We start from the raw sequence: 24,319 nt of genomic DNA, 5'->3' as shown, positions 1-24,319 counted from the left end.
ATCACCGGCGCATCGTCGGCGATGGCCCTGAAACGCGACTCGCTCTCCTTGACGGCTTCCAACGCTCTGCGGCGATCATCGACATTTTCGACGATCCCGACCCAACGAACAATCGCACCGTCTTGGTCCTTTCGCGCAGCTGCACGACTGCGGAACCAACGATAGCATCCCTCTGCGGTTGCCAGGCGGAACTCGACGTCGAGCGGCTCCCCCGTTGAGAGCGATCTCGACCATAGCCGCTGCACCTCATCGAAGTCATCGGGGTGTATCGCTCCCGCCCTCTTCAGCGCATCGGCGGCTTCGAAGCCGGTGATGTCTTTCCACCGCGGGCCGACCTCGAGAACCTCTCCGGACGGCTTTGCCGTCCACGGGACCTGCGGATGCAGCTCGATCAATGACCGATAATGCTCTTCGCTGATGCGGAGCTCCGTCTCTGCCTTGCGACAGGCAGTCACGTCCAGGATCGTCGCGACGATGAGCCTCTCCTTCGCGCCGCTGCTGGCGAGTTCAGCACGTCGTTTCTGGGTCGCAAGGCTCCTGACCGCTCCGTCTGATAGGGTGATGTCTTCCTCGAAAGTAAGCTCAGCGCCCGTTCTGAGCACATGCTTGTCGATCTCGCGAATACGATCGGCTTCTGCTGCCGATAGAATATCGTAATCCGTGCGGCCGATCAGATCGCTGCGCGCTCTGCCGACAAGGGCACAGGCGGCACTGTTCAAAAAGCGGAAGCGAGACAGCTCGTCCTTGATGATGATCGGCTGGGGGACGGCATCGAGAATGACTTCGAGCTCGTGATCAAACCCGGTGAATTGCTCCGGCGACTTGAGACGCGTTTTTTCCATGCGCTTCGAACGACCCATTTTTGAAGAAATGCTGGCGACGGCGGCTCTGTGGAATTCGGAGCGGAATTCAGCCGTCCCTAAAGCGAAAGCGCATATTTCCGCCTTGTCAACACTCTGCGGTAGCAATCGTGAACAAGATATGAAGCGAGTGTGCTCTTTGGAAACGACGCTCTGAGTGGCGGCGAACCCAAGCTCCAGCACCGGACAATTTCGCGCCGGGCACCTGAAGATCAACAATGCGAAAAGTCGGAGTTTGACGATTGTGTTGACTCTGGTGTTCACTGGATGCGCCAGAGGCTCGGCCTGGATTGAGAAATTGTGCCGGGGCCAGTATGTTCATCGTGAGCTCGCCTCACCATCCGTCCGCTGAGCGGCATCACGTGAGTGCTCCCTCTCCGAACGAAGGCGCTTCGCCATGAGGTTGGCACCTGGCGCGAGCAGTTGCAGCGCGCTGGGAGGAGCTGTATCTACCGCGAGCAGAACGTAGTTGCGCCGATCGGCGTTGTCTTTCAAGGTTGCTTGGGATCGAGAGTGGATGAGAACACCAGAACGGAGATTCGTTGTTGAATTCAAGTCGGGGCGACAACAGCAAAAGGCGCGGGCGAACTCAATCTGGGGAGACACAGACTTCAAGGCTTTGGCCCGCGAAGTGGAAGAGAAGGTGCCGCATCTGTTCAGTTCAAATGAGGCACCTGGAGGACCTGGCTCAGCCGAAACCGCGCCTGCTGATCCGACAAAAGCAGGTTCTGCCAGCGAGCACGCCGACGATGTCGACATTGCACGAGGAGCGACACCGTTGACCGACGGGGTAGAGGCTGAAATGCCGAAGCAGCATGAGGTCGAAGGTCCCGCTGCGATCGAAGTTGCTGCGCAAGTTGAGGAGAGCCAGCCAATATCGCAGCCTCCAACAACACCAAGAGCAATTCCTCGAAAGCGCACCAAGCGTGCCCCCGCCCGGGCGGCTGCGCGAAACTTGAACGTTGGTCGCGCGGATCGAAACGCACAGACCGGGGCTGTCAAGGATCCGATCTCGCTTGACGAGCTTGATGCCCTTGAGGCAGACAACAAGCGGCTGAAGAGGCTGTTGGCTGAACAGCTTTTTGCCCGGAATGCGCGGCTCAAGAAGATGCTCGCGCGATTTGACATCTCCTAGCGGGACCGCATCATCGAAAAGCCAACGCGTTGCGGCGAGGAAGCCCCGCCGACGGTCTGAGAGCGCCAGCGCTTTCACTCGCTTGGCAGCCTTGAAGGATGCTCCCGCATCGTCCGTCCGCTTGCCGGAATTGGTTCGCTCCGGGTTCGCGAGCCAATCTTTATGCCGATTGAACCCTTCCAGTCCGGCGAGCTTTTCGCTAATGAAGCGGCGACTGAAATTTCGGTGAGAGACAATGAGAAAGCTGGTCGCAGGCAAACTGCATGGCATCTACGTGACCGAGGCAAACCTCAACTATCATGGGTCAATCACGCTGGACCCTGATCATTGCGAGGAAGCCGGCATCCTGCCGATGGAGTTTGTCGAGATCTGGAACAAGAATTCCGGCGCTCGGATCTCGACCTACGTCATCCTTGGTGAACGCGGCTCAAGGTGCTGCATCCTCAACGGCGCCGCGGCGCGCACCTGTCAGCCCGGTGACCAGATCATCATCTGCAACTCCGTCTATCTCGACGAAAGCCGGATCACCTCGCTGAAGCCGAAGGTGCTCACGTTCGACGAGAGCAATCACATTCGCGACAGGCTGAGCTACTCGGTCAGCGTTGGTCCGGACGGCAGATACACGTTCGACATCCTTGATCAGGCAAATTCTGCCCTACCCATTCCACTGATGATTTCTGGGGCATAGCAAGCTTACGGCGCGCGAAAGCTGCTTGTTCTGAAGGGACTTGCAGCCCCAATCACGTCGGCCGCAGGGACGAACGTGTCGCGAACCTCCACCGTTCGATGAGCGCGACCATGGTGGCGAAGATTGCGGCACCGGCCCTCGAACGAAAGTGCCAGAGACCGCCTGATCTATCAGGCCACCGGAGGAGCCCCGCTTTCGGCGCAATCGCTCCTGTTCAGGCGATGTTGTCCCGAAGCAGGTCGGCTCTTGTTTGAAGCAGCACCCCTTCCACTCGGGGCGCTGCAGTCGGTTTATTCATTCAGAGACACAAAGCCGATCCTGTTCGGCCATCGCTTTCAAAAGTCCGATTGTTCGGCTTCGCACCCTTTCGTCGGTGATGCGGGAGAAGGCGCGGATGAGCGCCAGGCACTCACTGTTCGATACGAACTCCATGATTTCTGGCTGGAGCTTTGCTTTAACGATGCTGTCCCCGCCTTCGTCGGCTGCGCCAGGCATATCTTCGAAGAAGTAGGCAACCGGCACGTCCAGCGCGTCTGCAATCTGCTGGAGCCGGCTCGCACCGACGCGGTTGGTGCCCTTTTCGTATTTTTGCACCTGTTGAAATGTCACCCCGATGGCCTCGGCCAGCGCCATCTGTGTGATCTGCAGCAAGGCTCGCCGCAGCCGAATGCGACGGCCGACATGAATATCCACCGGTTCGGGCTTTCCCCTTGTTCTCTCAGGGCTAGGTTTTGGCATGCAATTCTCCATGTGAATCTTTTGCGTAAAGCCCCTCCCGCTGCCTATAGCGGTTTCGTTAGCACCGTCTTAACATCGACGGTGGTCCTTTCCGCGCCACGAACCTGCAGTTAGGATCATCCAGATCTTGGCAACGCGAAGGGCGCCGTCACTCGCCGGTCGCTTCGACGCGAACGGGCAATCCGAATCCGATCGTTCGCGCAGACTCACATTATCTCCGGCATATGAGGCAAACGCATGCCGGATCTTGTCGGTCATATATCGTTCGCCTGGCATTCTCCTTCGGAGAGCAGTCGCGATCGGCGCAGGTAGAGCTGTTCGAGATAGCCAACGGCTGCTCGTTCCCCCATTCACGCAGTCCCAAGCTGCGATGTGCCACCTCAAGGGGACCTGAGCCAGGGCGCCCCCTTGCGGACCGCCATTACGCGCGGCGCCTCCGACGTTACGGCCGCCAGCACGGCAATCAATTCGGCATGGGCAAGCGCGCTACAATTCCGTTCGGTCCTCATCGTCCGGTCGATCGTCGTGAGTGACAGAGAGGAGAGAGAGATTTTGTGGAGGGAAAAGGGAAGAAGGTTTCGCAGAGCGGTCCTGCCGCTGCCGCTGACGCTCAACTGCCGCCTCCTCACCCCGGCCACTTGCCCCGCGCAGGGCTAGTAACCCCCGCTTGTGCTTCGCGGCAGGGCTGCTCGGCCGCAGTTGCGCCGGAAGGCCCGCTCCGCGGTCCGGGACCTGTCTTCCAAAAGAATGAAGACAGCAAGGAGCGGCGAATGCCGCCTCCGGAACCCGGATAGAAGGAGCTTTTTTGCATATCCTCAAACTCGATCCGCGCGCGCTGAAGGACAATCCTGACGGCGCCCGCCGCACGAAATCGTCGCCGCAGGCAGACGCGCTGCTGCTCGCCACCATCAAGGCAGTCGGCATCATCCAGCCACCGGTCGTCGCGCCAGAAACGGACGGCGGCAACAGCTTTGTCATTCAGGCCGGCCATCTTCGCGTGAAGCTGGCCGTCGCCGCCGGCCTCGAGGAGATCCAGGTGCTCGTCACCGATACCGCCAACGACAATGGCGCCATGCGCTCGATGATCGCCAATATTGCCGTCGAACCTCTCAATCCCGTCGACCAATGGCGCGGCATCGAGAGGCTGGTGGCGCTCGACTGGACCGAGGAGGCGATCGCGGTAGCGCTGGCGCTGCCTGTGCGCCAGATCAGGAAGCTGCGCCTGCTTGCCAATGTTCTCCCCACCATGCTCGACCAGATGGCGAGAGGCGACATGCCGAACGAGCAGCAACTAAGGACGATCGCGGCCGCATTGCTCGACGATCAGAAAGAAGTGTGGAAGGCGCACAAGCCGAAGAAGGGGGAGACGACCGCCTGGTGGCAGATCGCCAACGGGCTCGCGAAAACTCGCGTGTATGCCCGCGACGCAAGCTTTGGCGACGATCTCAGAGAGGCCTACGGTATCGAATGGGCGGAAGACCTCTTCGGTCCGGCCGACCAGGACAATCGCTACACCACCAATGTCGAGGCCTTCCTCGGTGCGCAGCAGGAGTGGATGACGAACAATCTGCCGAAGAAGGGCACGATCGTCGAGGTCAACAACTGGGGCCAGCCGGAGCTGCCGAAGAAGGCGGAACGCGTCTACGGCAAGCCCGGCAAAGGCGACAGCACCGCTGTCTATCTCGACCGCGATGGCAAGGTGCAGAGCGTGCATTACCGCATGCCTGAGCCAAAAAAGCCCGTCGGATCGGACGGAACCGCGGCGACGGGATCGGCAGATCTTGATGACGGTGCCACACTCGCAAAGCCCCGTCCCGACGTGACCCAGAAGGGCCAGGACATGATCGGCGATTTCCGCACCGACGCGTTGCACGAGGCGCTCGCCCGCGCGTCGATCGAGGACGACATGCTGATGGCGCTGCTGGTCATGGCCTTTGCCGGCCAGAACGTGCGGGTGGATTCCGGAGCAAACGACCACGTCTTCGGGCCGAAGCGGTTCAAGCGCCATGTCGCGCGGCTGTTCAACGAGGACGGCAGGCTGTCCTTCGACATGGAGACGGTGCGCGTTACCGCCCGGTCCATGCTGATCGACGTGCTCTCGTGCCGGCGCGGCATGTCGAACAGCGGCGTCGTTGCGCGTATCGCCGGCGAGGCAACGGGCGCGGACGGGTATTTGCCGAACATGGGCACCGAGGATTTCCTTCTGTGCCTGTCGCGGCAGGCACTCGAAGCGGCCGCCAAAGAGGCCGACGTCCAGGCGCGGCCACGGGTTCGCGAAACCCGCGCGGCGCTCGTCGACCACTTCAAGGGCGAGGCAAGCTTCGTGCACGCGGCGGCGCTGTTTGCACCCGACCGGCAGGAGCTCAACGATCTGCTGCGGCACGCCGACGATCTCGACGAGGAAGAAGCGGCGTTCGGGGTGGTCGATGACTCGCCGGTCCGCAAGCCGGACAGTGATGCATCTATCGCTCCTGACGAGGCGGGAGTGTCCGATGCGAGCGCGGCCGAACATCCGGGAGCCGACGCGCCCGAGGGCGCAATCGACGAGGATGAGACCGCCTACGGCATCGCGGCGGAATAGCCGACCCATCCAACATCACCCAATCGATCTCCGCCGCCGGCCTTCACCGGCGGCGTTTTCTTCATCACCCCAAATCTGAAGGAGAAAACGCGATGTCCGCGTCGATAACCCACGACCAGCGCGATGGTAGATCCGCGCCTGTCACCGAGACCGTCGAGATCTCCGCCATCGATAGTGCGGGCCTGGAGTTTGGCTTGAGCGCCGACGGCATGCCGGTTGCGCGCATTGGTGATCTCGTCTTCGCCATGGTGAAGTCTCGTGACGGCCAGTCATTCTCGCTAGCGCCTGGCGCGCGTCGCGTCCGCTCGATCAGCTCAAACGCGATGACTTCTATTCGCACCATGGTTCAGTCGAGGACGAGGCAGCGTTCCGCGTTCGCATGATCGAGCAGGCCGGACATTGCCGCGAGCTCCGGTCCCTTGGGCGACAAACCGTCAGGATGAACTGCAGCACGTTATGGGGGCCGTCGCAGGGCGCCACGATCTATGCCGATGGAATTGTTTCCCATACCACGACCAGCCATGGCGGCTTCAAGCTCTCCGCCGCGCGCAACGCGAAGGTTCATCCGATGCTGCGGGCGGACGATGGTTTCTATGAGGAAGATGCCGCCTGGGCGATCGTGGCACTGACCTATCCGGAGCTGTTTACGACCTACGAGCGGAAATGTGCCGACAAGTCGATCCGCGATAGCTGGCCGGATGCCTGGGAAGCGATCCACGGTCGCTTGCTTGCGCCCGGCGAGTCCCACGAGAAGGATCGACGAGACTTCTCGCATGCGCATGCCAAGGATTGGATCGTCATCGCCGCGCTCCGTTCGGACCATCATCCCGGCATGACCGAGGTGATCGCCACGATCGGCGGCAAGCGCGACGAACGGGCGGCCGAGCGCCGCTTTCTTGTGCCGAGCGTCGAGTACGTCGTCGGCCGCTTCGGCTTCGTCATCGATGAGACTCGGCATGCTCAGTACAACGGCCCGTCGACGTTCGCCATTCGGCGCGGGAGGGTCGCGTGATGTCCGATCCCGCAACACGACCTATGCAACTTGCCCGCATGGAGGCGGCGCGGCGGCAGACGCAGCACCACCTCGATGTGATCGACCGAGCCGGGCTGGCTATCGCCGCGGCAGGGCACTGGCGCCGGCCGCCTTTCTCGAACGCTATCGCGCCAATCTCGCAGCACTCACCGCCGAGCGTCAGCCGGAGGTCGATGCGCTCACCCGCAAACTTATCCGCCAGGACGCGGCGATCGCGGCGCTCCGGCAGCGTCACCGGCTACGCTTAGTTCCAGCGGCGGGCGGGAATGGCGCCTCGACGGGAGGTCAACACTCATGAGCACGATCGGCGAACTGGAGCGAATGGCCGGTATCGGCTCTTCGGCAGAGGAGCGGACCGCATTCTGGATCCGGTTCCATCATCTCGACGGGGTCGCATGCCTCAAAGCCGGTGTGGCGGAGCTCGAAAGGCTGGTTGCCGAGAAGGAGGTGAGGCCCGTGGCCCGGCGACCGTGTCGCGGCCGAGAAGCGAAAGGCTGCCGCCCTTGACTTCGGAGAAGGTCGAGGCGCTGCAGGCGTATGCCCCCAGGCACGGCCGGCGCCGGAAAAGCGTCCTGAACCGCGTCTGGATAGGCGGTCCGCCCCATGACGATGCCGGCACATTGTGCGGCTCACGCAACTCGCATGGTCCGTCCTGGCTGCAATCCTATCGCCTACCGAAGACCAAGCCCGCGCCAAAGCCGGAGCCGGAATGACGGACGGACCAGCCTGGCAGCTGATGCAGCGACCATACCTTTGATGTCGTCCTGCAGATCCGGCCGCACATGCGTCAGCAGTCGCCTTGGCGGGACGGCGCATGCGCGCCGATCTCGGGCGATGGACCATCGAGCTCTACGCGGTGGGCGGGTGTGGAGGGTGCAGCTCTGGCGCGGTGACATCCTGTTCAAGGTTTCCGTGGTCGGAGCAGGTCCTTGGCCGGTCTCTCCCTTCGGTTCTGCTGCGGTCTGAACCGGCGGCCGGTCGTTTCAAGGCCGCGTTCCGCGCCGCAGGGCGGCCGGACCGTGCCGTCCTCGGCAAAGCAGGGCCGCGCGCCGCGCGAGGTCAGTGTGACCTCTCTGCCCGCAACCCGGCTTTGCTCGTCCTGGCAGGCCCGGACCTGATACGCCCGCCTTCCGCCGGTTCCTTTCAACCGCACCGCAGGGTGAGACCGACCCAGGGCCGGAACCGCTTCGGAGGAAACCTCAGAAAGGATAAGTCAATGGCCAAGCCCGCAACCCAATCCCGCCACGCCGCCCGCGTCGTGCAGCTCAGAAAGGGCGCCACACTCGAAATGGTCCGGCTCACCTGCCCGGACGCCGCCCAGGCGATGCTGATCGCCGAAAGCTTCGGCACCGCCGTGATCGACGGCGAGCGCATTCGTGAACTGCACGAACGCCTGATCGTCGAGACGGCTGACGCGCTTTCCGAAGGTCTTGGCGAACGGGCGATGCAGATCCATCTGCAGCGCATCGTCGGCGCCTATGTCGGATCCGCCCACGGCGCCGGCCAATTTTACTCTCGCGCCGTCACCGAGGCGCGCGACGAGGATCTCGACGGCCCGGTCGGCTATGACGGCGCCGCCCAGCGCAAGCGGGAATTCGCCGCCGACATGGGCGTCCAGGCTTACTCGCTCCGGATGGCCGCCGAAGGCGCCGTCGCCGCCTACGAACAGGTCGTCGGCGAGGTCTGGAAGCCATTCGATCGCCCGGTTGAAAGCCCCGGCGCCTCGCTCGACCGCAAGGCGGCCGCCTCGCAGATGGCCGCCTTCGATTGAGACCGCCGGGCGGGGCTTCGGCCCCGTCGGTTCTCATCCTGCCGATTGTGGCTGGCTTTCCGGAGCCGGCCCTTTTGTGTGTCTACCTGCAAGTTTCCCGACTGCTCGCACTGCCGAAGAGGAAAAACGCAGAGCGCGCCGCGTGCGGTCCCGTCCCGGTTTGCGGTCCTGCCGGGGCCAGCAGCGAAAGCAACGGCCATGCCGTCCTCCACTTAACGTTCCGGCCTTCGGTGCCTTCGCGTGCCTGATTTCCCCGGCCCTAGACCTCCGTGACGGGCCGCGATCGGCGCGGCCCCAATTGGAGGTCAGGACATGAGCAGGAAAGAGAACAGCACCCGCGTCGACATCTATGCGAAGATTACCGACAAGATCGTCGCGGATCTGGAGAAGGGGGTGCGCCCTTGGGTGAAGCCCTGGAGCGCGGCAAACACGGCCGGCCGCATCACGCGGCCGCTGCGCCACAACGGCGTGCCGTACCAGGGCATCAATACGCTGCTTTTGTGGTCGGAGGCCCTTGCGAGGGGCTTCGTCTCACCGGTCTGGATGACCTTCAAGCAGAGCGTCGAACTCGGCGGCCATGTCCGCAAGGGCGAGACCGGCTCAATGGTGGTTTATGCCAGCCGCTTCACGCGCACCGAGACCGATGCCCGTGGCGAGGAAGTCGAACGCGGGATTCCCTTCCTCAAAGCCTACACGGTGTTCTGCGTGGACCAGATCGAGGGCCTGCCCGAGCACTATTATGTCAATCCGGCACCCGCGACCGATCCGGTGGAACGGATCACCCATGCCGACATCTTTTTCGCCAACACCGGCGCCATCGTCCGGCAGGGGGGCAATCAGGCCTATTTCAATCCGGCTCTCGATATCGTACAGATGCCACCGTTCGAGAGTTTCAGCGATGTGCCGAGTTACTATGCGACGCTTGGACATGAGCTAACGCATTATGCCGATATCGGCATAACATCCATTGGTCAGGCTCGGAAAAACGGCTTGATCGCGACCTCTCCCGCTATCACAAGGATCGCGCGTCTCGCGCCCACGAAGAGCTGATCGCCGATCTTGGCGGTTGCTTTTTGGCTGCCGATCTCGGCATCGTTCCCGAGCTTGAGCCGAGGCCGGATCATGCGAGCTACCTCGCAAGCTGGCTCAATTCTCAAGAACGAGAAGCGGTTCATCTTCGCCGCGGCCGCGCATGCGCAGCGTGCGGTCAACTATCTCCACGGCCTCCAGCCGGCAGATAACCAGGATCGGCATGCGGCGTGAGGGCCGCTCGTCTCAATCAGGCCCGGCCGCTCTCGTCGAGGGCGGCTGGCTCTGTTCCTGCATCGTCGTTGGCCGAACGCTGCCTTCCGTGCTCAGGTCCAACTTTCCCAGATCGACATCTTCTTTGGACCAGTTTTCAGCTTGCGGGACGGCTTGATCTCGACGATGAACGGCTTTGTCTCTTTGCGCATGAATCCTCCGGACGAATCGCGGCGCAACGATAGCCGACACAACAGCGGAGGCAACCAGGCCCTATTGTCGGGCTCCGAAGCTTCAGCTCAACAGCGTGGCGCAATGGCAGTCGAGAACGGGTTTCACCATGAGGACCGTTTCCACAAGGCAGCGAACGGGCGCAGCACCATTGCCATTCCTTTACCCCTTGCTACAGGCGCTCCCTTCGCGGGCTCGATGAGGCATGTCTGACCGGAGACCGGCTACGCCTCGATCGTCCTCCCGCAACGGCCTTCGCAACTTTCTTCCCCTGAGCGCAGAGCGCTCATTCCTCGCGGAGCAACAAAGTCGCTCCCGGCCGTCCTCCATTTCATTTCGGCCTTCTAGGTGCGGTCCGGTCGTCACCGGTCTTTGCGACTGCCATCGAGGCCGCGATGGGCGCGGCCCGAAACAGCAAAAAGGATTACGACAATGGCTACCATCGGCACCTTCACCTCTAGCGAAAATGGCTTCAACGGCTCGATCCGCACTCTCGCCCTCAACGTCAAGGCACGCATCGCCCGCGTCGAAAACCCCTCCGACAAAGGCCCGCACTTCCGCATCTACGCGGGCAATGTCGAGCTGGGTGCGGCCTGGCAGAAGCGTTCGACCGAGACTGACCGCGACTACCTCTCGGTCAAGCTCGACGACCCCAGCTTCCCGGCTCCGATCTACGCGACGCTGACGGAAGTCGAGGGCGAGGACGGCTACCAGCTAATCTGGTCCCGCCCCAACCGGGACTGAAGCGCCACCGGCCCCGCCTGCGAAGGCGGGGCCAACCTCAATGTCAAGAAGCCGAAAGCAGGCATTGAGCCGGCCGCGGAGATCGTTGAAACTTTTGGACTGCCAAGCAAGATTGCCAAGCACCTTGCTGGCTTTCATCGGGCTAATAAGTTGCTTGTGGATCTAAGGGCCAAACGGGCCTGAGTATTTGTCTGTAAGGATGGGTTTTTAGGTCCCTGCTCATAATGCCGGGGCTGTCGGCCAAGAAGTCACGTTTGACAATACCGGCGAAGCCCGCCCGCCAATGGTTTGTGCATTTGAGGGCAACAATTCGGGAGCGGGACACATCGATACCGTGCAAGAGGAATATCTCCGGGTCGATAGGCTGGTGCCTTTCGGAAACGACGACAATATCGATGGCGCCGATCTGCAATCGAACTGTCCGGCCGACTGACACTTGGCTGCCCCTGCCCATTGGTGACTGACAAAGAAAATTTCCGTCAGTGAGCGCTTTGATGTAAGCCGAACTGGCAACGGGCGCGCCATGTCTCGGATCTGTCTTGCCTCCGAGTTCGATCTCGATCGTCGCACCCACACCCGCTTCGTGCGCTTGTGCCACGACAGATGGGTCAAACATCGCCGCGAAGCAGGCGTCGACAAGGTTAGCTTCGAGCATTGCGCGTAACAGATATGTTCCATCCCCCGGACAACCGCCGCCGGGATCGTCACCTCCGTCAAGAACCGCCACCGGCCAGTCACCAGCATCGAGAGCGGACGCGATTGCCTCTTTCGGGGCGAGTGCATTGGGACGGAATTTGTCTCGATTATCCCAAACAAAGCGCGCGACCCGCCGAGCGGCCTCCGCGGCTTTCTCAATATTTCCGTTGGAAACTGCGAGTACCGATGGACCGGTGTCGGGGGTGTCTGTCCAGACAAAGCCGTGGAAAAATGTGCAGGCAATAATGTCGGGATCGTCCTCGATTTGCCGGCACAATTTCTCTACCTCGGCCGCCGGGCCATGCATCGTAGTCGATGTAACCATCAGGAATGGCAGCTTTTCGATATGGATCCTCGGCACGACCGCGCCATCGAACAATCCAGGAAGGATGTTTATGGCATCCTGGCCTCGCTCAAACATGTCCGTATGGGGATGGTAGTTGGTTCCGAAGATCGCGTCGACATATTCGGAGATCTGCCGATCCAGATTTCCGTGAAGATCAAGCGTGACTACAATCTTAGTTGTGGGACCGACCAGTTGGCGGACTCTTCGGCAGATGTCCACTTCAATGTTACCGACGCCGCGGGCAATGCCTGCACCATGGAGCGCCAAACCAACGGCATCAATCGGCAGAGCCGTTCGGATTTCATCGAGCAGATTATCGACCATGCCGGAATACGCTCGTTCCGAGATGGTGCCACCAGCTTCCGCGGACGCGAACATCGCCGGGAGCACGGTTGCGCCCATCATCGCGGCGGCATTTAGCATCCCGCCGATGTAGGAACGAACTCCCTGATGAGCCGTAACCAGCGACTCGCCGCGAACGATGTCAAAATCAGAAAGCTGTGCATCCTCATTCCGAAACGTGTTCGTCTCGTGCAGGATACCACCGAGGGCAATTCTCATAGATTTTCTCCATTCTCTCGGTTTAGGAAAAATCCCAAAAAGAGATTCTTGGCTCCTGTCACTTGAGGACGCATAAGGGTGCAGGGTTAAACAGGAGCTGCACTTCTTTTGGAGAGTGGGATCAGTCAGGGCATCAATCGAGAGTGCGGCAAATAGGTCTCAACAGATCACGCCTTTGAAACTCTCAGCAGAATACGTCCCGTTCTGTTTGGCTGCTGCTGCGGGCAAGGGACCCGCAGCAGCACATGAGAGTTATTGCGTCAGCAACGCAATGCAACGTTCCATCGCAACATCATAGTTGGTGCGGCCATCCGCGCCTCGCGCTACCCACCATTTGTAGTCCTGAACGATCTGCTTTTTCACAATGTCAGGTCCACCGGGCAGGACGTCAACCAGTTCCTTCGGAAGAAGCTTGAACGCATCCTTGTTGACTGGGCCATAAGGGATCGCTTCGGCGAATGCCGCCTGTGCTTCCGCACGCGAGATATACGCCAGTAGCTTGGACGCGTTGTCTTTATTGGGCGCGTTTTTCAGGACGATCCAGTCATCATACTGCAGCAATGACTGATCCCAAGATAGCTCCAACGGTGCGCCTTGCTTTTTTGCGGTGATGATGCGGCCGTTCCACGCTGCTGCCATGTCGACTTCGCCCCCAATCAAGCTTTGTGGAGCGTCGGCGCCCGTTGCCCACCATCGCCCTACATTAGGCTTAATCGCTGCAAGTTTGGCGAAGGCGCGATCCATGTCCAGCGGATACAGCTTTTCGGGTGCGACGCCGTCACCGACCAGCGCACCTTCAAGCAGGCCGCCGTAAAGCATGAGGTCACAATTTGGCAGGGTCCGTTTGCCGGGGAACTTCTTGACATCGTAGAAGTCGACCCAATTCTTGGGATGGTCTCCCGAGCTTTTCGTCGAATAAGCAACGACGACCGAGTAGAAGAAGGACCCAAGGCCGTATTCTTCCTTCATGAAATCCGGCAAGCCGGCCAAGGTGTCCTTCGAGAAATAGCTGTAGTCGATTTTTTCAAGAGCGTTATTGTCGATCCAGCTCGGCACCTCGCCGCCGTTGATATTGCTGATGTCAGCTTCAGGCTGGCCGAGCTTAGCCGAAGCGAGCAGTTTCGGACTCGATGGAATGGTTACGACCTTGATGCCGGTGTCACGTGTGAATGGCTCGAACCAGGCTTTCCGTTCCGCTTCCTCAAACGCTCCGCCTGCCGTCGCTACCACAACCTCGCCGGTTCCCTTGAGGTTTTCGGGGACCTCTCCGGCCTGAGCAGCAACTGGCAGTCCGGTCACTAAAATCGCAGCACAAAGTGCGATCGTTTTAGCTGATGTAGTCATCCTTCTATTCCCCTTTTCAGAGCTCGCATTTCTGAGATTGCCGGCGTCACGAAGACTCGAGCCTGTCCTCTGACATGCGTTGCAATACCTCCCTGCCTAAGCGCGAAACGAATATCGCATAGCAATATGGCGTATTGTATAATTCGCCGTGCGAACGTCAAGAGAAATGTTTTGCATGCCTGCTGATTGCCCTGAGACCTGACCCGCATCGCCCCGATGATGCCATTGAGAGTTGGCCCTGGCCCAGCTTCAGGCGATACTCTTGCTGACTCATGGGACAATCAGTGAATGCAGCATTGGTGTCAGCACGAGAAAGGTCGGAGGTGTCCGCCCATGCGGCAAGGATACTTCGAAGACCATCCCGTTCCGGACACCTTCCAGCTTTCAAGTTCTTGGAGGGTATTGAGAAGGTCTATAATGAGCGTCTCCATCGCCAGTTCTGCGACAAGCGGAGGAGGCGATTCTGCTCGCGTTGATGGATAAAAATACAGTATGCGATCGGGTTAAACGGCGTGTTCGCCATTATTCGAGCTCTGAACTCACAGCTTTGTAATCCGGAGTTAGCGCTCGAAAACTCACGCGAAAAGCCGTGTTCCACCGTAGGAAGTCCGCTGTATTAAGGCATGCCAACGCGGGAGAGACAAAGGACATCATCTGCGTTAAAGCAGAAGTTGACATTTCCACCGCGTACTTTCTAAAGAGAAAAACCGCTGAGTGCTCCGCGGTTCTTCCATCTCGGCACAGTAGCTTGGGAGGATCAAATCATTCTGCTACCAGTTGTTTCGGGCTAAGACGCAGCGCAGCGGCGCGGCGGTGGCCTTCCAGCTGTTCAGTCGCGCTCTGACGAACGGCTGCGGGAGCTACTGCAGCAACACCGCGCTCATCGAGCCACTGGTGGGTGGCAATCTTGAGGTAGGAACCGACCCAAAGACCGCCCGTGTAACGGCCTGCAGCCATCGTCGGCAGGGTGTGGTTCGTGCCGCAGCACTTGTCAGAGTAAACGACGCTGGCCAGTTCGCCGATGAAGATGGAGCCGTAGTTGCGCAGCTTCTTTGCCGTTGCCTGCGGGTCACGGGTGTGGACCTGAAGGTGCTCGGTAGCGATGTAGTCGGAGTAGGCGATCATCGCTTCTTCGTCGGCGACAACGGTGACTTCGCCGTAGTCCTTCCAGGCTACGCCGGCCACGGGAGCTGTGGACAGGGTTTCGAGCTGCTTCTCGACTTCCTTGATGGTCTCTTCGGCGAGCTTGCGGTCGGTCGTCACCAGACCAACGCGGGTGCGGACGTCATGCTCGGCCTGGGCCAACATGTCGGTTGCAAGGGTAGCAGGGTTGGCGGTTTCGTCGGCGACGATGAAGATTTCACTCGGGCCAGCCAGCTGGTCGATGCCGACCTGACCGAAGACCTGACGCTTGGCTTCGTTGACGAAGGCGTTGCCCGGGCCGACGATTTTATCGACCGCTGGAATGGTCTCGGTTCCGTAAGCCATTGCGGCGATCGCCTGGGCTCCACCGACCCGGAAAATGCGGTCTGCACCAGCGAGTTGGCAGCCAGCAATCATCGCCGGATGGGCATTCGGCGGCAGGCAGGCGATAACCTGGTCACAACCAGCGACCTTGGCCGGAACAATCGTCATGACCGGGGCCGAGAGGAGGGGATAACGGCCTCCCGGAACATAGCAGCCTACGATTTCAATCGGGATCACGCGGTGGCCGAGGTGCAAGCCGGGCAGGCTCTCGATTTCGAGCGGGAGAATGGTGCCAAGCTGGGCTTCGGCGAAACGGCGTACGTTTGCGATGGCGAACTCGGTGTCTTCGCGGGTCTGCGGATCGAGATCGGCCACAGCCTTGAGCTTCTCTTCTTCGGGAACTTCGAAGTTGGCGACGTCAGCCTTATCGAAGGCAATGGAATATTCACGAACGGCAGCGTCGCCGCGTTTGCGTACATTCGCGATAATGTCCTTCACGGTCTTTTCGACCGGGGCCGTATCAGAGACGGCGTCTCGGGTCGGTTCCTTGATCTGGGTGAATTTGCCTTTCAGCGCTTCGCGACGCGACGTCATCAAGACCTCCTGTGTGGAATGATGGGCGTCATCATCTTCCAAGGTTGGCTGTACGACAATTGCTCACAAACCAGCTGTTCATTATATTCACCAATGCGAGTGGTATGCGACCAATCCCGGTATCCCGCTAGTGCAAGCGATGCCATTGTCAGCGTGTCACAGGTAACAGGGGAACTGACTAATGCCAAAAGTTGGCAGCAAGCTTCGTGAACTTCGCCGTCGTCGAGACCTTGGTGTGCGAGAGTTGGCCGCCCGCTCAGGGATTTCCCATTCTACTATATCGCTAATTGAGCGCGATCGAATGAGCCCGTCGATTGACACCCTCGGTGCAGTCCTCGACGCGTTGGGAACAACCCTGCCCGGCTTCTTCTCTGACCTTCAGTCCAGCTCGCCTTACTCGCCTTTCTACTCGTCAGCCGACCTGGTCGAAATCGGTAAAGTGGATACCATTTCATATCGAGTTATCGGCCTTGACCATCCCAATCGGGAAATGTTGATGCTGCACGAGCGCTACGCGCCTGGCGCAGACACCGGGGAGGAATTCACGCATTCGGCGCAGGAAGCGGGCATGGTGCTCTCGGGCTTGGTGGAGATCACAGTCGGAAACCAAAAAAAGGTTTTGAAGCCGGGAGATGCCTATTATTTTGACAGTCGCCTGCCGCATCGCTTCCGAAATGTCCACGACGGGCAAAGCGAGATTTTGAGCGCGATCACTCCGCCTACTTACTGACTTCTGAGGCGTTGTGCAGCTTGGTGAGTATAGTAACCAGAGTTAAGCGTCTTCCCAAGGCTATCGAAACGCGCTTTTTTAATAAACACTCAATTTCCGGGCGACGGCAATGCTGGCCACCCAAAAATCAAAATTGGCCGCATGACGGCAGACTGCGTCGACAATTTCCCTGGTAGCACGCACGGCCACCTAGACAGGATCAGATATGGCCCCCATCAAGATTCTCTCGATCGCAGTTCCACGGAGACCGCGACTATGATCTCGAATATGTCTCGGCCACTAGGCGTCCTCACGACTGAAGGCGGTGAAATGTTGCCGCGCGGTTACGTCGGAAATCCTGAAACTTTTGACTTTCCGATCATCACAGAAACAGTTGCGGGAGCTTATATGGACAGACTATGGGCGCGCGATCCATCGATTGAACCCGCGCTGATCACAGCTGCCCTAAGACTGGTCGCGCGGGGTGCCATAGCGCTGACTTCAGACTGCGGTCTGCTGACATGGCACCAAGCTCGAGTTGCGGCTTCCGTCCCTGTGCCTGTAGTACTTTCAAGCTTGCCTCTTTTGCCTCTCCTGCTTCGCCAGCTGCCGCAGATGGCAAAAGTGGGCGTGCTAAGTGTCTCATTGCCGTCGCCGTACGACGATGAGGCGCTAGGAATCAATGATCCAGCAGATCGCAGCCGAGTGGTATTCGGAGGCTGCGAAGGCGCTTACGAGCAAAGCGTGAAAACGCGGTTTCCGCTGAAAGAAACTGGTTCCCACCGTTTGGCCAGTCTCGAGGCGGATGTAGTAGGGGGCGCCGCGCGCCTGCGAGCTGAACATCCAGAAGTAGCGGCGATCCTACTAACATGTGCTGCCTTTCCATGCGTAGCGCCAGCGCTGCGGCAGAAGGCGGATTTGCCTGTTTACAGCATTACCGATCTCTGCCGGTTAACGATGGCATCGCTCTCCTGAGGTGCCCCAGATCGCATCCTCTAACCGCTTGTGGCAAGCTTCGGTAGCGGTTTAACAGCTACGTTGTCGATAAGGCGCGTCCCCCCTACCGTGGCCGCGCCTAGCAGGCGGGCTGGGCGGTCGAGCTGATCGAGAGAGGAAAGCTCCGCTTCAGAACGTAATTCAAGGTAGTCCACGCCAGCAAAACCGGCTGTTCGAAGCCGCTGCTGTGCTTCCGCGATTGCCTCACGAGGTTCAAGTCCGCCCGAGAGTTTCTTTGCTGTTTCGAAGAGAATTGTGGGAAGATGGGACGCGATTTTGCGCTCTTCGGCCGACAGGCGCGTGTTGCGTGACGACATGGCCATCCCGTCCGCGTCGCGGATGGTGGGGCAGGCAACGACCTCAATGGGAATGTCGAGATCGTGCGCAAGCCGGCGCACGACGTGTAGTTGTTGGAAGTCTTTTTCCCCGAGATACGCAATGTCCGCTCCGGTCTGGAGGAAGAGCTTTGTGACGATTGTCGCCACCGCATCGAAATGCCCCTCGCGATGCGAACCGCAAAGGCCCTGCGACACGCCTCCCACCTGTACTGTCGTGGCAAAGCCTGGCGGGTACATGTCCTCCAAGTTGGGGGCGTACAGAACGTGAGCGCCGGTTGTCTCGATCTTGGCGAGATCCTCATTTTCTGTCCGTGGATAGGTCGTAAGGTCGTCGGCGCTGTTGAATTGGCGCGGGTTCACGAAGAGTGTCACAATTACCCAATCCGTGCCCGCAAGTGCGGCCCGAACGAGGCTCAAATGGCCCTCGTGCAAAGCCCCCATCGTTGGCACGACCGCTACGCGTCCTCCCATACTTCGCCAGCGGCTTACGGTTTTGCGTAATTCTTCGATGGTCCGGATTATCGTGGTGGTCATCGTGATGCCCTTCGAATCGAAATGTTCTGTCGACGTAAGTTGTTCAGGTTTGGAGAGCGGTCACCTCCCGTCCCCAGTAATGTGAGGAAGCGCAAAAGACACGGTGCGCTGGCCGGCCCAACTCTCGGCACGCTCGCCTCAGAGCTTTCCTCACCGTGCCCGATCCCCGGCCTCTGCAATCATCGTTCTGTAAGCTGCCGCACCGGAAACTCGCGTCCCCGCTGCAGTGCAAAGTGACGCTTGGTCATATTCCGATTGCCTCGTAGGCCTCCGCAACCTGTCGGATGGACGCGACATAGGCGGTGGTACGGCAATCGCCGAGCTCCGGTTGCTTTTCGATCAGATCGGCAATGCGCGCCCAGGTGCTGCGCATGACGTCTTCCAGATCTGATCGCACCAGGTCGATCTCGGCGCCACCTTCAAGGAACTCGTCGCGCATGTCGGCGGGGAACTCCGTGCCCGTCATCCGCTCGAGGACGGTCGCGATGGCATGGTTGCGCCGCTCGCGCCGCCGCCGTTCCATCAGCCCGAAAGGAATGTGCGTCAGGTTTTTCACCCACTCGAAATAGCTGACGACCACGCCTCCCACGTTTACATGGAGATCGGGAAGGATCGTCACTCCACGGGCGCGAAGAATCTTGTCCGCTTCGAACGTGACGGGGCCGTTTGCGGCTTCGACGGCGAGCTGCGCCTTGATGCGCTCGGCGTTCTCCGCATGGATGGCATTTTCCATCGCCGCCGGGATCAGCACGTCGCAGGGCTGCTCGATGCCCGTCATTTGAACGCCGCGGCCGGTGGCCTCGGTCCGCCCGGCAATCCCGCCCTTCGACAGCGGCTTGCCGGTGACGCAGGCACGGGCATTGACGACATCGGTCGGATTGGCGCGGCGGAACTCGTCCATCATCCAGGCCATCTCCCGTTCGCCTGTGCCGATGTCAGGGGCTGGAACGTGTACGCCCGGGCCAATGAGACCGCGCTTGTTGAGTTCCTGGGTGAAGCGGCGGGTGATGCGCTCGAGCTCTTGCGGCGTCCATTCGCGCGGATCGATTTTCAGCGCGCTCTTGGAGCCACCGAAGGGCATGTCAACAAGCGAGCATTTGAGCGTCATCAGGGCCGCAAGCGCCTCGACCTCTTCGGCATCGGCATTGGCAATGAATCTGATTGCACGATTTGCCTCTAAGTTGGCCGATAGAGGCATAGAGGTAGCCCCGGCCGGTGAAGATTTAGAAAATGGCTGCCGCCGAAGTTCATCGACGACAGCCAAGGTGCCTCAGGAGGAGGCTGGGGATCTGTGGAGCTAATTTCGCGATTACAGCTTCTTGGGGACTACGCGAAATCTGGTCTTCCGTTCTTAGGTTACGACGAAGCGACGCTGCCCGCTCAACTCTCCAGCGCAGCTACGGAGAGGTTGCAGGGCTATCAGCGCGGCATTCTTGTGCCGACATTTGCTTTGAGAGCTCTCACATACAACTCCCCAGCAACAGCCAGATCAGCCAGTGCAAATCCAGGATAGATAAACAACACTCGCTCTGCCGCATCGGTACGACCCACGGCAGTACCCCAGGCAAGTTCGGAGAGATCGGCTCCAAAAGGCCCCGGATAAGCAAGTTTAGAACGAGTGTCAGGATCTTGGGCTTGCGCCCTGTCGTCGACGATGTAGGAGTCAAAGGCGGAAAGGCTCTCAGGCAGCCACGACCGCCCCATGTCGATGGAAATCACGAAACTGCCCGGTCTCAGTTTCCTTGCATCCAAGAACGGTTGCATGCCTGCGACACTGGGCACTGTTGAAACGATTACATCGCATTCAAGAATTTCATCGGCGTTCTCGGTCGCGTGGCCGAAAATACCCTGACTTGCGGCATGTCTGGCGAATCCGGTTGCCGAATCTCGCCGGCGATCGAAACACACGACATTTGTGAGGTTTGGCAGTACTTCTCGTAGCGCTGGTAAATGCCCGTACGCTTGCGCTCCGCATCCAACGAAACCGAGCGAGGTGCTCGCTGGATTTGCAGCGTACTCCGAAGCGAGTGCCGACATCCCGGCCGTCCTTAGGATAGTGAGACGATTGCCGTCCACAATGGCCAAGGGTTGCCCCGTATGAAAGTCGCCGACAACGATAAGCCCATTGACATTTGGCAGGCCCTTTTGGGCGTTCGCTCCGACAACGCTCACCCACTTTACCGCGGCAAATGGCGGTTCGGCACAGACAGCGGCCATGGTTTGAAAGTATTGCTCCGACGTCACTCGCACAGTCTGCTTCGGTGGAATGCGGAGATCGCTCGATCCATACACTTTGAATGCTCTCCGAAGCAGCGACCGCAGGTCTGACTGCGTCATGTCAAGGCGATCGATGTCAGATGCATTCAGGTACAAGATGTAATCGCTCATGGCGCTTTTCCTCTAATCTCGTTCCCGCTGGTGTTCTTGCGCCGGCGCTGCGAGTTCCTTAGACCTGTCGAAAGCCGCTTTTGTGGTCCGCGCAATGAGTGAGGACAGCGCATTTTCGTGCATCAATTCGGCCAAACCCGCAGCGGTCGTTCCGTTTGGGCTCGTCACCTGTCGTCGCAGCTCTGCCGGAGCGTCGGGCGACTCCATCGCGAGAGCGGCGGCGCCATAAACAGTTTCCCTGGCCAAGTTGCTGGCGATTGTTTCGGGAAGCCCGAGCTGACGGGCGGCGTCGGTAAGGCACTCAAGAAGATGGAAGATATAAGCGGGACCCGAGCCGCTGATCGCGGTCGCCGCGTCCATCAGGACTTCTTGCGCAACCTTATGCACGGCTCCTCCTGCTTGGAACAGAGATACCACCTTGTCGAGGTCGGATTTTGAAACGGTGCTGACGGCAAAAACGATCGTGGAGCCCTTTCCGATTGCTGTGGGAGTGTTGGGCATCGCACGCACGATCCGCGGAGAGCCAAGAAGAAGTTCCAATACCTCAGTTGGCACACCGGCAGCGATACTAACGAAGAGAGCCTGGCCGGAAAAGGACCGGTAAGTCGACAACTCCGCTTGGAGCACTTGGGGCTTTAACGCGATGACGACGAGATCCGCTTTCGCCGGCAGAGTTTCGCTTGCCTCGTGCGTATTCACGCCGAGTGACGCTGCTCGGTCGCGCAAACTGTCCACCGGTTCAACAACGTGCACATTGCCAGGCTCGACGATCGACGAGTTAAGCCAGCTACGCAACAGCGCATAGCCCATGTTGCCGCAACCAACAAGAATAAGGGGATTTTCCCATTTGCTCGACGCTGCGGCAACCATTCGTAACCTCTCCTGCTTCACTTCCGGCATTTTTCCGACAAAGCCTTCGGGGATTTACGAAGGCGATCGCAATGGCCCAAATTTCACGCGCGAGCCGGCTCTTCCAGCCTGTCCCAGCAATCGTGCAGCTCCCTGGGAAGAAGATGTTTCATGATTCTCTGGCTGGGTGTCCGTTCGAAATCGGCGACAATGGCGATGTATCGAGGGATCTGATACGAGGCGAGGCGCTCAGAGAGCCAGCACGAGAGCTGGTCCGGGTCGATAGAATTTCCGCTCTTCGCTTTGACAAACAGCTTGATGTCCTGCTCGCCGACGTCAGCTGCCACACCTATCACTGCGCAGTCTTCGACGGCCGGATGAGCCGCTACGACATGCTCAACCTCCCAAGCCGAGACATTCTCGCCCTTGCATCGAACGCTGTCCGTCATCCGCCCGTGGAACCAGAGATTGCCATTAGAATCCAGAGTTCCGGAGTCACCTGTCCGCAGAGCACCGTTCACGAGGGCTCGATCGGTAGCTTCCGGGTTGTCGAGGTACCCTTTGAAAAGGGCCCCATCCAAAGATGACCGGACGACGATCTCCCCTCGATGATCGGCGGGAAGTGGATTGCCGTTTTCATCCTCAATGTCGATTCTATACCAAGGCATTGCCTTCCCGACCGAGCCGACGACACCTTCTGTGTTGCAGGTTGTGATGCTGGATGCCTCAGTCATTCCGTAGCATTCTCGGATCTCGACACCGAAACGATCGCGGAATTTCGGCCAGATGTCATTGAGGCATCCAGCTCCCCAAGCAATGCGAACCTTGTGTTGACGATCGAGTGCCGTTTCCGGCTGCTTTAGGAGGATCTGCAGAATGCCGCCCAGATAGTGAATATGCGTCGCGCCGGAATTCCTGACCTGCTCCCAGAAGCGGGTGGCGCTGAAGCGATCGACCATAGCGAGCTTGACATCTTCAATGATCGGCAGAACCAATAGCTGAGCTCCGCCGATGTGGAAGAATGGCTCCCATACGAAGAAGACGTCCGCCGGCTTCATAGCTGTGAGTGTACGCACCGCCTCACCTGCCAAGCGCAGCATCCCGTGGGTGACACGAACGCCTTTTGGTCGTCCGGTGGTTCCGGACGTGTACATGATTGCGAAAAGTTCACTTGCATCAGGGGCCGTTTCAGCAAACTCGAGATTCTTTTGTAAAATTGATTCCAGAGATCGCTCATCGCGGCAGTCGCCGATTGTGATGACAGCCTCGGCGCGAATCTTGGCGCCGCAATCGGCGAGCACGGGAACAAAGCCTTGTTCGCAGACAACAAGCTCGGGCCTACTATGCTCGAGAATGTAGCGCAAACCATCCCCTTTTTGCTGCGCATTGATCGGTACCCAGGCGGCGCCGGCTTTGGCAATGCCCAAAAGAAGGGAAAGCGTCTCCGGTGAATTTCGCATCATGACCGCAACGCGGGCGCCGGCTTTCAGCCCCCGAAGCCGAAGCTCTGCAGCGAAGGAGGCGGACTCGTTCTCCAACCTGCCGAAAGTAATTGCTTCATCATTGAAATCAGCAAAGACCCGCTCAGGGAAGTTGCGAGCTTTGGCAGAGAAGTCGGCTATGAAGCCCCTAAATTTATTAATCATCACAGTGTCAGGCCTTCCTGGAGGCCCGCTCGGCCAAAAACTTGTCCATCATCTGAGCTGTCTCGCCTGAAGCGTAAGCTTCTCGATGAATTCGGACCGCGGCATCCAAGCACGCGCGGAACTCGACTTCAGTCATCTCGCGAAGCCACTGCTTATCGAGGCGCATGGCGACTGGAGGTTTGGCCCCAAGCTCGCGCGCCAGTGATAAAGAGGTTTGCAAGACGTCTTCTGGCGCGACGATCTTGTTGATAATACCAATGGCATGGCACTCGGCCGCATCCATCAATCGACCGGTGAGCGTCAAATCAGTCGTGCGAGCCAAGCCAAGTATTCCTCGCATGATCCACGGTCCAGTGACGCTGGCGATGCCGGAATTGATCTCAGGCTGCCCCATTCGGACTCCCGCGTGGCCGATCCTGAAGTCGCAAAGCAAGGCCACCTGAAATGCGGAGCCCGCAGCCACGCCGTTCAGGGCGGCTATGAGAGGCTTTGTCAGCGACCTGATGGCTCCGTACAAACGCTCCCACTCCGCAATCCAGGCCGAACCGGTGTCGCCGTCGAAGGACTTGGCCTCATTCAGGTCTTGACCCGCACAGAAGGCGCGATCTCCTGCTCCGGTGAGAATGATGGCACGCACTGCCTTGTCGTTCTCGAGTTCGAGAATGGCATCAACCAACTGACTGCGCATTGGTGCATGCCACGCATTCAGGATTTCCGGCCTGTTCAGAGTCACGATAGCGATGTCATCTTGTCTATCGATGAGAATAAAATGATCCACGATTTGCCTCCGCATTGGAATGCAATATAGCATATCGTATAGTGTGACGA

At 59.4% G+C, this 24,319-nt stretch carries 19 protein-coding genes and 3 pseudogenes; 10 read left to right on the top strand and 12 right to left on the bottom strand.

The window, feature by feature from the left end:
• The coding region (locus tag QN224_RS30175; RefSeq protein WP_283979677.1) for a PAS domain S-box protein at positions 1 to 842 on the bottom strand (842 nt) is incomplete at its 3' end.
• 535 nt (positions 843 to 1,377) lie between these two features.
• Between QN224_RS30175 and QN224_RS30170 the strand changes: the two genes are divergently transcribed.
• Complete coding sequence (locus QN224_RS30170) at positions 1,378 to 1,995, top strand: hypothetical protein (RefSeq protein ID WP_283979676.1); 618 nt, start codon at positions 1,378 to 1,380, stop codon at positions 1,993 to 1,995.
• Positions 1,996 to 2,230: 235 nt separating this feature from the next.
• Positions 2,231 to 2,683 (top strand): aspartate 1-decarboxylase, encoded by a 453-nt coding sequence (panD, locus tag QN224_RS30165; protein WP_283979675.1) that lies wholly within the window; start codon positions 2,231 to 2,233, stop codon positions 2,681 to 2,683.
• A gap of 294 nt (positions 2,684 to 2,977) precedes the next feature.
• Here the strand turns inward: panD and QN224_RS30160 are convergent, their stop codons facing one another.
• Complete coding sequence (locus QN224_RS30160) at positions 2,978 to 3,421, bottom strand: helix-turn-helix transcriptional regulator (protein ID WP_283979674.1); 444 nt, start codon at positions 3,419 to 3,421, stop codon at positions 2,978 to 2,980.
• Positions 3,422 to 3,729: 308 nt separating this feature from the next.
• Positions 3,730 to 3,930 (bottom strand): annotated as a pseudogene (locus tag QN224_RS33955) (hypothetical protein); the annotation flags it as partial.
• 296 nt (positions 3,931 to 4,226) lie between these two features.
• On the opposite strand from QN224_RS33955, the gene QN224_RS30155 reads away from it, so the two are divergent.
• The 6 genes and pseudogenes from QN224_RS30155 to QN224_RS30125 all read left to right on the top strand — a co-directional run bounded on the left by QN224_RS30155 (position 4,227) and on the right by QN224_RS30125 (position 11,023).
• Positions 4,227 to 6,002, top strand: coding sequence for a ParB N-terminal domain-containing protein (locus tag QN224_RS30155; RefSeq protein WP_283979673.1), 1,776 nt, complete (start codon positions 4,227 to 4,229; stop codon positions 6,000 to 6,002).
• Positions 6,003 to 6,211: 209 nt separating this feature from the next.
• Positions 6,212 to 7,014: pseudogene (locus QN224_RS30150) on the top strand (hypothetical protein).
• 315 nt (positions 7,015 to 7,329) lie between these two features.
• Positions 7,330 to 7,542 carry a hypothetical protein gene (locus QN224_RS30140; protein ID WP_283979672.1) on the top strand — a complete coding sequence of 71 codons (213 nt, stop codon included), beginning with the start codon at positions 7,330 to 7,332 and terminating at the stop codon, positions 7,540 to 7,542.
• 709 nt (positions 7,543 to 8,251) lie between these two features.
• Entirely contained in the window at positions 8,252 to 8,806 is a 555-nt protein-coding gene (locus tag QN224_RS30135) for a hypothetical protein (RefSeq protein WP_283979671.1), read from the top strand.
• Positions 8,807 to 9,118: 312 nt separating this feature from the next.
• Positions 9,119 to 10,069: pseudogene (locus tag QN224_RS30130) on the top strand (ArdC family protein).
• Positions 10,070 to 10,711: 642 nt separating this feature from the next.
• Positions 10,712 to 11,023, top strand: coding sequence for a DUF736 domain-containing protein (locus QN224_RS30125; protein ID WP_283979670.1), 312 nt, complete (start codon positions 10,712 to 10,714; stop codon positions 11,021 to 11,023).
• 142 nt (positions 11,024 to 11,165) lie between these two features.
• Here the strand turns inward: QN224_RS30125 and QN224_RS30120 are convergent, their stop codons facing one another.
• The 3 genes from QN224_RS30120 to hisD all read right to left on the bottom strand — a co-directional run bounded on the left by QN224_RS30120 (position 11,166) and on the right by hisD (position 16,031).
• Positions 11,166 to 12,626: a M81 family metallopeptidase gene (locus tag QN224_RS30120; protein ID WP_283979669.1), complete on the bottom strand. Its 1,461-nt coding sequence runs from the start codon at positions 12,624 to 12,626 to the stop codon at positions 11,166 to 11,168.
• A gap of 252 nt (positions 12,627 to 12,878) precedes the next feature.
• Positions 12,879 to 13,970 carry an ABC transporter substrate-binding protein gene (locus QN224_RS30115; RefSeq protein WP_283979668.1) on the bottom strand — a complete coding sequence of 364 codons (1,092 nt, stop codon included), beginning with the start codon at positions 13,968 to 13,970 and terminating at the stop codon, positions 12,879 to 12,881.
• Positions 13,971 to 14,732: 762 nt separating this feature from the next.
• Positions 14,733 to 16,031 (bottom strand): histidinol dehydrogenase, encoded by a 1,299-nt coding sequence (gene hisD / locus QN224_RS30110; protein WP_283979667.1) that lies wholly within the window; start codon positions 16,029 to 16,031, stop codon positions 14,733 to 14,735.
• Positions 16,032 to 16,212: 181 nt separating this feature from the next.
• Here hisD and QN224_RS30105 point away from each other — a divergent pair, with 181 nt between their 5' ends.
• Positions 16,213 to 16,761 (top strand): cupin domain-containing protein, encoded by a 549-nt coding sequence (locus QN224_RS30105; protein ID WP_283979666.1) that lies wholly within the window; start codon positions 16,213 to 16,215, stop codon positions 16,759 to 16,761.
• Between the two features lie 255 nt (positions 16,762 to 17,016).
• Positions 17,017 to 17,715 (top strand): hypothetical protein, encoded by a 699-nt coding sequence (locus QN224_RS30100; RefSeq protein ID WP_283979665.1) that lies wholly within the window; start codon positions 17,017 to 17,019, stop codon positions 17,713 to 17,715.
• A gap of 20 nt (positions 17,716 to 17,735) precedes the next feature.
• On the opposite strand, the gene panC is transcribed toward QN224_RS30100, so the two are convergent.
• The 6 genes from panC to QN224_RS30070 form a co-directional block, all read right to left on the bottom strand.
• Entirely contained in the window at positions 17,736 to 18,608 is an 873-nt protein-coding gene (gene panC, locus QN224_RS30095) for a pantoate--beta-alanine ligase (RefSeq protein WP_283979664.1), read from the bottom strand.
• 244 nt (positions 18,609 to 18,852) lie between these two features.
• Complete coding sequence (locus QN224_RS30090) at positions 18,853 to 19,806, bottom strand: Glu/Leu/Phe/Val dehydrogenase (protein WP_283979663.1); 954 nt, start codon at positions 19,804 to 19,806, stop codon at positions 18,853 to 18,855.
• Between the two features lie 221 nt (positions 19,807 to 20,027).
• A complete protein-coding gene (locus tag QN224_RS30085) occupies positions 20,028 to 20,996 on the bottom strand; it encodes an ornithine cyclodeaminase family protein (RefSeq protein ID WP_283979662.1) in 969 nt (322 codons plus the stop codon).
• 12 nt (positions 20,997 to 21,008) lie between these two features.
• Entirely contained in the window at positions 21,009 to 21,866 is an 858-nt protein-coding gene (gene proC / locus QN224_RS30080; protein WP_283979661.1) for a pyrroline-5-carboxylate reductase, read from the bottom strand.
• A gap of 83 nt (positions 21,867 to 21,949) precedes the next feature.
• Positions 21,950 to 23,491, bottom strand: a complete 1,542-nt coding sequence (locus QN224_RS30075; RefSeq protein WP_283979678.1) for an AMP-binding protein — start codon at positions 23,489 to 23,491, stop codon at positions 21,950 to 21,952.
• A 7-nt stretch (positions 23,492 to 23,498) separates the two neighbouring features.
• A complete protein-coding gene (locus QN224_RS30070; protein ID WP_283979660.1) occupies positions 23,499 to 24,269 on the bottom strand; it encodes an enoyl-CoA hydratase/isomerase family protein in 771 nt (256 codons plus the stop codon).
• Positions 24,270 to 24,319 lie beyond the last annotated feature (50 nt).

It is taken from the genome of Sinorhizobium sp. 7-81, assembly GCF_030124405.1.
GTDB classification, from domain to species: Bacteria; Pseudomonadota; Alphaproteobacteria; order Rhizobiales; family Rhizobiaceae; genus Sinorhizobium; species Sinorhizobium psoraleae.
This window is presented reverse-complemented; position numbering and strand designations above follow the sequence as displayed.

What these genes read in the sequence shown, in the direction of transcription:
- QN224_RS30105 (WP_283979666.1), top strand. Translation starts at nt 16,213, where the DNA reads ATGCCAAAAGTTGGCAGCAAGCTTCGTGAACTTCGCCGTCGTCGAGAC.
- QN224_RS30090 (WP_283979663.1), bottom strand. Translation starts at nt 19,806, where the DNA reads ATGCCTCTATCGGCCAACTTAGAGGCAAATCGTGCAATCAGATTCATT.
- QN224_RS30120 (WP_283979669.1), bottom strand. Translation starts at nt 12,626, where the DNA reads ATGAGAATTGCCCTCGGTGGTATCCTGCACGAGACGAACACGTTTCGG.
- QN224_RS30115 (WP_283979668.1), bottom strand. Translation starts at nt 13,970, where the DNA reads ATGACTACATCAGCTAAAACGATCGCACTTTGTGCTGCGATTTTAGTG.
- hisD (WP_283979667.1), bottom strand. Translation starts at nt 16,031, where the DNA reads ATGACGTCGCGTCGCGAAGCGCTGAAAGGCAAATTCACCCAGATCAAG.
- panD (WP_283979675.1), top strand. Translation starts at nt 2,231, where the DNA reads ATGAGAAAGCTGGTCGCAGGCAAACTGCATGGCATCTACGTGACCGAG.
- QN224_RS30140 (WP_283979672.1), top strand. Translation starts at nt 7,330, where the DNA reads ATGAGCACGATCGGCGAACTGGAGCGAATGGCCGGTATCGGCTCTTCG.
- panC (WP_283979664.1), bottom strand. Translation starts at nt 18,608, where the DNA reads ATGACCACCACGATAATCCGGACCATCGAAGAATTACGCAAAACCGTA.
- QN224_RS30170 (WP_283979676.1), top strand. Translation starts at nt 1,378, where the DNA reads ATGAGAACACCAGAACGGAGATTCGTTGTTGAATTCAAGTCGGGGCGA.
- QN224_RS30085 (WP_283979662.1), bottom strand. Translation starts at nt 20,996, where the DNA reads ATGAGCGATTACATCTTGTACCTGAATGCATCTGACATCGATCGCCTT.
- QN224_RS30100 (WP_283979665.1), top strand. Translation starts at nt 17,017, where the DNA reads ATGATCTCGAATATGTCTCGGCCACTAGGCGTCCTCACGACTGAAGGC.
- QN224_RS30125 (WP_283979670.1), top strand. Translation starts at nt 10,712, where the DNA reads ATGGCTACCATCGGCACCTTCACCTCTAGCGAAAATGGCTTCAACGGC.
- QN224_RS30135 (WP_283979671.1), top strand. Translation starts at nt 8,252, where the DNA reads ATGGCCAAGCCCGCAACCCAATCCCGCCACGCCGCCCGCGTCGTGCAG.
- QN224_RS30075 (WP_283979678.1), bottom strand. Translation starts at nt 23,491, where the DNA reads ATGATTAATAAATTTAGGGGCTTCATAGCCGACTTCTCTGCCAAAGCT.
- QN224_RS30160 (WP_283979674.1), bottom strand. Translation starts at nt 3,421, where the DNA reads ATGCCAAAACCTAGCCCTGAGAGAACAAGGGGAAAGCCCGAACCGGTG.
- proC (WP_283979661.1), bottom strand. Translation starts at nt 21,866, where the DNA reads ATGGTTGCCGCAGCGTCGAGCAAATGGGAAAATCCCCTTATTCTTGTT.